The organism is Shewanella algidipiscicola (assembly GCF_003605125.1).
Classification (GTDB): Bacteria; Pseudomonadota; Gammaproteobacteria; order Enterobacterales; family Shewanellaceae; genus Shewanella; species Shewanella algidipiscicola.
Genome location: NZ_QPQT01000018.1, coordinates 87,934 through 96,897, shown reverse-complemented (window position 1 = coordinate 96,897; position 8,964 = coordinate 87,934). Strand labels below are relative to the sequence as shown.

Genomic DNA, 8,964 nt, shown 5'->3' with positions numbered 1-8,964 from the left:
CAAACTCTTCAATTAAAGTTTTGGTGAAACCCGAAGGTTTCGGCTCAATGAATTCTGATTCCGCTTAAAAGACTCGGAAGAATCTTAAAAACGTTGTACATATTGCTATGAACACTCATTGTTACATTGATTTAATTCTTTGATTGCCAACCCGAAAGTTAGGCAATTTCGATTAACTCAACACCTGTGAGTGTCCACACAGATTACTTGATAAATTGTTAAAGAGCGTTAGCGCATCTCGGTAGTTCCAAGTGGCTAGGGCTGCGTATTCTACGCAATCCTTGGTTCGCGTCAAGCAGTTTTTGAAAACTTTTCGATGCGGCACTTTCAGTGCCCGACCACCCTGTAAGCAAGGTGTTTAACCAGGCTACTTAGTGCTTTACGACTTATCTCTGCGAGCTTCGCCGTGTCAGTGGTTGCGCATTATAGGGATTGCTAATCATAGCGCAAGCCCTTCTTTAATCAAATTACATCGTTCGTTCACAAATCGACCAAATTAGGCTGTCAGCCATCATTTAAGTCTATTAATCGTTCGAATCAGTAGATATTTAAGCATGATTATGAACATATGAGTACTTAAGTTAACACTATGAGCTGGTTAAATCTGCCTTTAATAATCTTCAACAAGCCTCTGCAATAGACGTATAGTGGCTCATACCAGAATTTAGCGCTGCAGAATGATTCACTAGCATGACTGACGGCGATCTTTTGATTTCGCCATACAGTGTAGTTAATCAATTTTGCGTGACGTCAACTAGGCTTATCTAACACATCGTTAATTAATTTTAGAAGCTAACGCTATTTTCAAGTTTCTCTGCGCTCGTTCAAAATAGGTTGGCGAACTGTCTATTGCTTGCTGAAACATACTGATCGCTTGCTCATACTTTCCTTCTAACATTAAAAAGTAACCCAAATCATTTAATGCATCTGCCACAGTCATCGTTTGTTCGAAACTGGCTAAGGCTTTTCGATATAACCCTTTACGGATGTACACCAAGCCTAAATTGGACCATGCTCGGCTAAAACTCGGATCTGCCCTTAATGCTTGTTTGAGATAAAACTCTGCCTTTTCATAATCACCGACAAGATAAAATGAGTAACCTAGGTTAGTAGCAATTATCGCTGATTGCGGTTGAAAATCTAATATCAATGCAAAGTACGTTCTAGCTACCTGATGATGATTCTCAAGATCTTCCAAAATTGCTATCGCGTTGTACACTCTTAAGGGGGATAGTTCATCTAAAGCTACATATTGTGCTTTAGATGTTCCAGAGTTCAAACTCATTAATCTGTGTTGATCTAGTCTGATTGTTTTTTCAAGATGAATACGAGCCAATTTATATTGACGTCGATCGATTTCAAGAATTCCTAACTCAGCATTGGCCAATCTGTGTTCAGGATCGATAATTAATGCTTCGTTATAAGCTTTAAACGCTATCTCTGTATTATTTTTAGCCATATGTATACGCGCTATTTGATAGAAGGTATCGGCATTGCTCTGATTAAAATCTAAGGCTTGTATATAAGCATATAGCGCTTTATCCAAGTCACCCGCTCTTTCAGCTTCAATTGCTTGATTCAGTGCATTTTGCTCTGATAAAGGTGCACTATTACCTAAAGCAACTTGAGACTGGCCTTGGTATAAATCTTGCCTCTGAGGCTTTTGAGGTAATTGCGCTTTTTCATCGGTAGAAGCACAACCGCCAAGAACAAGGCTGAGAACCAGAACCATAATAGCCAATCGCCGTTTTCCCCAATACGTTGTCGACATTTACTTTCTCCTTGGTGTTTCTAATTGCGCATCTTTATTTGTTATTCATTAAAATGCTTGCCCCCAGACTTTCATGACTTTCAACACTGCTGGGCCAACTGCCACAATAAAAAAAGAAGGCCAAATACAGAACATCATAGGAAATATCATTTTTACCGCCATTTTCGCCGCTTGTTCTTCAGCTTGCTGCAAGCGTTTATCACGATACTCTTCCGAAAATACTCTTAAGGTAGCAGCAATCCCGGTACCTAGTCTTATACTTTGTGAGATTGCAGAATTGAGCCCCTTAATATCTTCAAGGCCCGTTCTTTCAGTAAACTCATTAAGCGCAACTTTAATCGTCAGCCCTGCTCTCACTTTACTGCACACTAATTCGAGTTCACTGGAGAGATCCGGGTGGCTCAATGAAAGCTCTCTTGCTACACGCTGAAGCGCAGCAAGCAACCCCAACCCGGCTTCACAACAAACAACAAGTAGATCGAGTGCATCAGGAAATCCCACCCGCAAGGCGCGCATTCGCTTATTTGCCATATAGGTCAAAATCATTGAGGGTGCCAAAAAGAAAACGCCCATGATTAAGCACACCAAATAGATGCTGATCATTGCAGATTGATCATTAAAATATTGTAAGATAACAATAGATAACACAGCACCAGTTAATAACAACAGAAGCCGAATCGCACTAAATACCGCTAATGCATTATCTGAATGTAGCCCTGCATGTATTAATAGTCGGCGAGTTTCATCATTAGACAAGTTAAGGAAAGAAAGCTTACCTAATTTACCTATACCGTGCTCTAAGGTCTTGTTAACTTCACTCTGGTCATCGACTACAGGCTGTCTATTATCGCCAGCAATATGTTGTAGCCGTTTTCTGACTGGCGAATAGATACCACTGATCAAAAAGGAAATTGACAAGGCTAATGTGATCCCCGCTATGGCTGCAACAACGTAAATAGCCCATTCAACGTGTTGTGGATCATCAAAAGCTTGATTTATAAGCCCAATTAAGTAGTCCATATCACATATCAATCCTAATCAGTTTACTGATCCAAAGCCCACCGAGAGTCATTCCTATTGCCCCCCACACCAACAAACGTCGTCCATCTTCAGTCCCAGTGAGCTCACCTACATAACTGGGAGTTTGTAAGTAAATCACCGCAAAAAGTGCGAAAGGTAATAAAATCAGAATCCAAGCAGACAACCGCCCCTCTGCCGATAGCGTCCTCACTCGACGCCGAAACATAAAACGTTTGCGAATAACTTGTGATAAATTGTCGATATTTTCAGCTAAATTGCCCCCAGTCTCTTTTTGCACCATAACTGCGCTAGAGAACGCCATTGCTGACACACTTGGTACTCGTTCGATAAACCCTAAGATGGCTCTTTTGGTATCTTTACTGTAATTGATGTTAGCAAACATCAAACTGAATTCTTTTGCCAATGGACCATCCATCTCTTCGGTTACTAACTTAATTGCATCGGAAAATGAATAACCCGCTTGTAATGCACGTCGTAACACATCAAGCGCATCGGGAAAGCTAGCTTCAATCGCATCCATTCTTTTGGATGTATCTCTATTAAGCTTAAAAAAGAACAGCATGAATACCATAAGCACCACAAACACTGTCATTAATGGCTCACGCATGTACCACCAGCTCGCCGCCCCCACAGAGGCTGCGACAACCACCGACAGTAACAAAAATTGATGTCCTAATAGTCGGTAGTCAGCTAATTCAAGTCGATAACTTAAATTTTCTATAAAACCAATATGCTCTAAAGCCCGACCTATCGCTCCGACTTTACTTAAGCGGTTTTTCCTCAGTAATGAGGTTTCAAGCACGCCATCGCCAGATTCTTGCGATAACTTCTGTAAACGTTTACGAACCTGAGCCGTATTGGCACGCTGAGGGCTGTAAACAGGCAAAAACAGAGCCTGAGAAAGAAAAATAACAGCGATGAATATTAATCCTAAAAAGATCACTTCATTGGAAAGCATAGATTAAGCTCCTAAAACTTAGCGAAAGGATCACCACAATTAAACAGTCGATAGGGTAAATCGATACCGTGTTGTTTAAGTTTTGAATGGAAGCCTGGTATCACGCCAGTAGCATCGAAACGGCCCATTATTTGGCCTTCCTCATCGATACCATCACGGGTAAAACGGAATATTTCGGACATCGTAATGATATCTCCTTCCATGCCGTTAATTTCCTGAATACTAATCACACGCCGGCGTCCATCTTCTTGTCGTTCGAGTTGCACAACTAAGTCAATAGCCGAGGCAATTTGCGTCCTAATGTTACTCACTGGCATATCAAATCCAGCCATACAGACCATATATTCTAATCGTCCAAGTGCATCTCGAGGGCTATTGGCGTGCAGTGTAGTCAAGGATCCTTCATGGCCGGTATTCATGGCCGTTAACATGTCTAATGCTTCTCCGCCTCGAACCTCTCCCACCACGATTCGGTCTGGTCGCATCCGTAAGCAGTTTTTCACCAAATCTCGCTGAGTCACCTCACCACGCCCTTCAATATTCTGCGGACGCGTTTCCAACCTAACCGTATGTGGCTGCTGCAATTGCAGCTCTGCAGAATCCTCAATGGTCACAATGCGTTCATTCGGCGGAATATAGCCAGACAACATATTAAGTAGGGTTGTTTTACCGCTACCAGTCCCTCCAGAGACCAACACATTTAATTTCCCTCTAACGCTACCTTGAAGTAGCTCGACCATTTCAGCGGTAATCGACCCGTAATCGATCAGTTCTTTTGCTGTTAATTTATCCACTGAAAATCGACGAATAGAAAGCGAGGGACCATCTAGTGCCAGCGGCGGGATAATCGCATTAACCCTTGAGCCATCGGCCAATCTTGCATCAACCATGGGAGAGGATTCATCGATACGACGACCAACACTCGAGACTATGCGGTCAATAATATTGAGAAGGTGGGCATTGCTATGAAATTTAATATTGACAGGCTCTAATTTTCCTCGACGTTCGACATACACCCTATCGAAAGAATTGACTAAAATATCTGAAATGGTTGGATCGGCTAATAACGTTTCTAATGGCCCTAAGCCTAATACTTCATCAATAATCAGTTTTATCAATTTCTTTCTAGAAGCAAGGTTAATGGGTATATGTAAATCATTAATGAGTCGTTCACATATTTCACTTATTTGACCTCGGGCCTGGTCAGCTGAAACCGTTTCAATTAATGACAAATCCATCACGCTGAGTAATTTATCGTACAGCTTAATTTTAAGTTCTTGTTCTTCAACACTCAGCGGTTGATAAGTATCTCTACCAACTATATTTGCATTCTGGTCCATAATCTATTGCCCCAATAAACGTGCCCAAAAACCCTTAGTACTTTTTTCACTATTGTCTTTTGTAGGAATCAATTGTTGTGTTAACTCAATGAGATCAAGATACATTCGTTGCTTATTCGCCATTTCCGTTATAGGCTTACCCAAGTTCTCACATTCACTTGCCAATTTATAATCATTAGATACGATAAACACAGAGTCGATACCCACGACACTTTTGATGTCACTTAATTTTATTTTAGAATCTGACTTATCATAACGATTAACTAAAATATGTATTTTATCCCTAGCAACACCAACATGATTTATTAGTTGTTGAATAAGCGCCTTAACCTCTCTAATAATAATTAAATTCTGTTGGGCTACGACTAATATTTCGGCATTGCGAAGTAACTCAACATTCCAATATTCAGGACCACGAGAATAATCTAAAATAACTTGATCGTGATACTGACGGCATTTCCACAGTAAATCATAAATATTATCTAATTTAATATCATCTCGTAAGTTCAATAATGAAAAAGGCGCCGCTGCAAGTAAATGTAAATTACCTTTGGAGATCATTGCACTACGTAAGGCGACTTCATCGAGGTCATCTAAGGCCTGTAAAGCATCTGACAGATAATAGTTTGGCTCTATCCCTAAAATATGAGCCAGCGCTCCATGGTGTAAGTCGGTATCGAGTAAGGCAACGTCAATATCGCCTCGTTCGGCGGCTATCGCAGCCAAGCAAGAGGCAATAAAACTTGCACCAGAACCACCTTTACCATTAACCACTGCCAACACTGGCGCAAGTTCTGCCTTACTGTTTAATTGCAGTGCTATATTTTTAAGCGCATTAAGCAATTCAATATCGGGCGCATCCAAAGGAATATAGTCACTGACGCCAAATTGAAACGCGTGACGTAATACTTTTTGCGGTGTATCACGCCCAAGTATAATCACCTCCGCTTTATAACTGGCAGCGGATGCCAACGCCTGTTGCGCTAACGTCTCCTCATTTGGGATCACTAGCAATATTAAGTTAAATGATTTACCAGAGGCATTTGTGGTTTTAATACCGGTTAAATCAGTGGTCTTTTCCCAATGTAAATTGACACATTGCGTTAAATTAGCCTCAATCTGCGGTAAAAACTCTTTTTGAGCATCGATTAACAAGACATTTAGCGGAGAGGGCATATAAAAATCCATCTTCTCCTCCAAATTTGAGGCATCACCAGATGCAGCCGTGAACAATTCTAATGGTTTTTCCATAAAATCAACCTTGAGTGACGACAACGATCCTTACCATTACTATAGTCGTTAATTTTAAGCATAATTATATTATTACTGGTTTATTGGCAGACAGTTGTTCCACCGGGGAAAACCCCTAAGCTCTCTCGTGTGAGTGTCGTCGTGAATACTGGCGAATTTAAGTTAAGGTGTAATCCTGGTACCCAAAAATCATGTTGGTAATTTTTAATTTCAGCTTTAACCAGTTCGATATCGGCACCCGTTGCCACATCCCCATTGCTATAAAGATAGCTAATTTCTAGGTTGTCGGCCGTCAAATTCGGCACCAAATTGGCGCCATTAAATAAGGCTAAACTATCGATATTAGTGACAGATTGACAGACTATGGCTAACCTCGCGGCGCGACGCGACGCCTCTTGCAATACACTATAGGTATACAAAAGCCGCCCGACCTCGATTGCACTAAACAATAAAATAAAAAACACCCCTGCAACAATTGCAAATTCAACGGTATAGACCCCTTTTTCTCGATTCATAATGCTGTTACCGCATAATTAGTATTGAGATTAAAGCTAAGATCAATTTCATTGCCTAAACCAAAAGTCGTGAGTTGCTCACCTAACAAGGGTTGCCAATTATAAGATACTGAAATCACCAACCTTCGACTGCCTACCGGTAACTCACTAATCGTAATATCACCCGCAGTTAATCCTTTTAATATCGGGCTTGTCCCCACGGTCGTCTTACCATAAAGGAGTAAGTTTTTGGTTTCTGCAATACAATTACCGCATTCTGCATCGATGAAAGGATTGGGAAGAGTTGACGTTTGCCGTGTATCGGCATGAGCACCTAGATATAATCCTGCGTCGCGGACTAATTTAGTCAGCGTATTATACTGAAATAGAAAACGACCTAACTCTCCTGTAGCAAACACCAGCAGTAACATAAAAGGTAATAAAATGGTCATCTCTACGGCCGCGATGCCCTTTTGTAACGAATAGTTCATAGTGTTCTCCTATGAGTCTGGGCTATCGGGATCTTTATACAGCACTATGGTGTAGTTGTTACTGACAAAATCAGGGTCGACCGAGGCATTTCCCGTACCTAGGCACTCGGTGATAAATTCTCCCACCACAAAAGACTCTTGGCCGCCGCTGTCCACATCTTGCACTAAGAAAAAGCATCCCGTCGTTTTTACTTCGATATCTGTCTGTCCGTTGCTAATCCCATCACACAAACCAATAACCACAGGCATCTCTCGGCGATTATTGGCATCAATAGAGTTATCGATGCAACTATTGGTATCCGTATCGGCAACATAATCGGCATGGCTATAGAAGTCCGCATTGGGGTTTTCTATATTGCCATCATTATCAATAGTGATGCGTTCTCCCTGGCATATATTGCGATCCCGGGGGTGGTCAGTGGAGTTCAGCCCCCCCCCCTGCCACTGACCAAAACGGGTGTTAAGCCCTTGAGCAACGGGCCCAACATTATTACCTGTCTTAGTTGGCACCATATCCCCCGCTCCAACACAAGTATCAGTTGAATACCCCCCAGCCAATGCCGTTCGTAAAATATCCGCCCCCGTACCCTCTAGTGCCAGCAACTGAAAATTCCCCGGGCCTATTGCGGGCGCATTAGCTTGTCCCGATCCCGACTTCATGGCGTACAAGCTATTCGTCACTATGCCATATGGTGCCGGAACCTCATTCCCATTAGGATCGGTTACTGTATAGTCAGGATCATCATTGACTGCACATACCAGTAATGGCACAAGTTTATTATTACAAGTGATATCTGTGCTGCGCCCCGCGACCGCAGATGCCCCAACCCGCTTATTAAAGCTAAACAGTTGTGCAAGAAAATTATCTAAACCGACATTTTCAACTTTTACTCGAACATACTCACTGCCCTCAATTGCGACAGGAATAAAGGGATCGGGTAAAACTGAAAACTCTATCGAAATGTTACTGGTTACATCATTTATACTGTAGTCGGCTGGACTAAAACTGATGTTAGTTTCAAGTTCGTTGTTTTCTTTAAAAGCAAGGTTTTGTGAGAGCATGCTCACCGCCGCCTGCCTAGCCTGAGCTAGCGTCGCACCACTATCGAGCGCTTTCGCCGCATGTAGGGCAGATGCATCGACTGCATTTTGTAATCGCCCCTTACTCAATAACATGTGACCTCCATCAAGCGCTAATGCCGCCACCGCGAGTAAGGAGAATAAGCCAATAGTAAACATCACTAAAATCGCACCGCGTTGACGCCTTATTTTGGTGATCGAATCATAGCCTGCCATGCTGTACATTGTTGACCTCCGCATAATAATTAATCCATTATTATCGATGCGCCTAGCTCTTTAGCCTTAATAGGGGCTTCATTACTGTCTCGATACTTTAACATCACTTTTCGGCCATAGTTGCCTTCGAGGCTTAAGACTAAACCGTCATTACGTACAGACGCTTCAGGATCGAGAGTTTGCACATTTTTCACTTGTAAATAACTGTCACCCATAACGAAATTGTGTTCATTGGCACAAGCTGATAAAAGTAAGCTGAATAAAACACATAGCCACTTATTCATGGCACTCGCTCTGACATTAAAATCGTTCATACTCATAG

9 protein-coding genes are annotated in these 8,964 nt (G+C 41.9%); all 9 read right to left on the bottom strand.

Annotation, left to right across the window (positions count from 1 at the left end; all coding sequences use genetic code 11):
- Nucleotides 1-775: 775 nt before the first annotated feature.
- Complete coding sequence (locus DVO77_RS17180; protein ID WP_119979150.1) at nt 776-1,771, bottom strand: tetratricopeptide repeat protein; 996 nt, start codon at nt 1,769-1,771, stop codon at nt 776-778.
- A 48-nt stretch (nt 1,772-1,819) separates the two neighbouring features.
- A complete protein-coding gene (locus tag DVO77_RS17175; RefSeq protein WP_110456951.1) occupies nt 1,820-2,791 on the bottom strand; it encodes a type II secretion system F family protein in 972 nt (323 codons plus the stop codon).
- Nucleotide 2,792: 1 nt separating this feature from the next.
- The gene (locus tag DVO77_RS17170) at nt 2,793-3,770 is read right to left on the bottom strand and encodes a type II secretion system F family protein (RefSeq protein ID WP_119979149.1); all 978 of its coding nucleotides are present in this window, start codon (nt 3,768-3,770) and stop codon (nt 2,793-2,795) included.
- Nucleotides 3,771-3,781: 11 nt separating this feature from the next.
- A complete protein-coding gene (locus DVO77_RS17165) occupies nt 3,782-5,110 on the bottom strand; it encodes a TadA family conjugal transfer-associated ATPase (RefSeq protein WP_119979148.1) in 1,329 nt (442 codons plus the stop codon).
- Between the two features lie 3 nt (nt 5,111-5,113).
- Nucleotides 5,114-6,361 carry a CpaE/TadZ family protein gene (locus tag DVO77_RS17160; protein ID WP_119979147.1) on the bottom strand — a complete coding sequence of 416 codons (1,248 nt, stop codon included), beginning with the start codon at nt 6,359-6,361 and terminating at the stop codon, nt 5,114-5,116.
- 80 nt (nt 6,362-6,441) lie between these two features.
- Nucleotides 6,442-6,876, bottom strand: coding sequence for a TadE/TadG family type IV pilus assembly protein (locus DVO77_RS17155; protein WP_119979146.1), 435 nt, complete (start codon nt 6,874-6,876; stop codon nt 6,442-6,444).
- Complete coding sequence (locus DVO77_RS17150) at nt 6,873-7,346, bottom strand: TadE family protein (protein ID WP_110456946.1); 474 nt, start codon at nt 7,344-7,346, stop codon at nt 6,873-6,875. Before DVO77_RS17150 ends, DVO77_RS17155 begins: the two co-directional genes overlap by 4 nt.
- Before the next feature lie 9 nt (nt 7,347-7,355).
- Entirely contained in the window at nt 7,356-8,666 is a 1,311-nt protein-coding gene (locus DVO77_RS17145; protein ID WP_249038202.1) for a pilus assembly protein TadG-related protein, read from the bottom strand.
- 5 nt (nt 8,667-8,671) lie between these two features.
- The gene (locus DVO77_RS17140) at nt 8,672-8,956 is read right to left on the bottom strand and encodes a putative periplasmic lipoprotein (protein ID WP_119979144.1); all 285 of its coding nucleotides are present in this window, start codon (nt 8,954-8,956) and stop codon (nt 8,672-8,674) included.
- Nucleotides 8,957-8,964 lie beyond the last annotated feature (8 nt).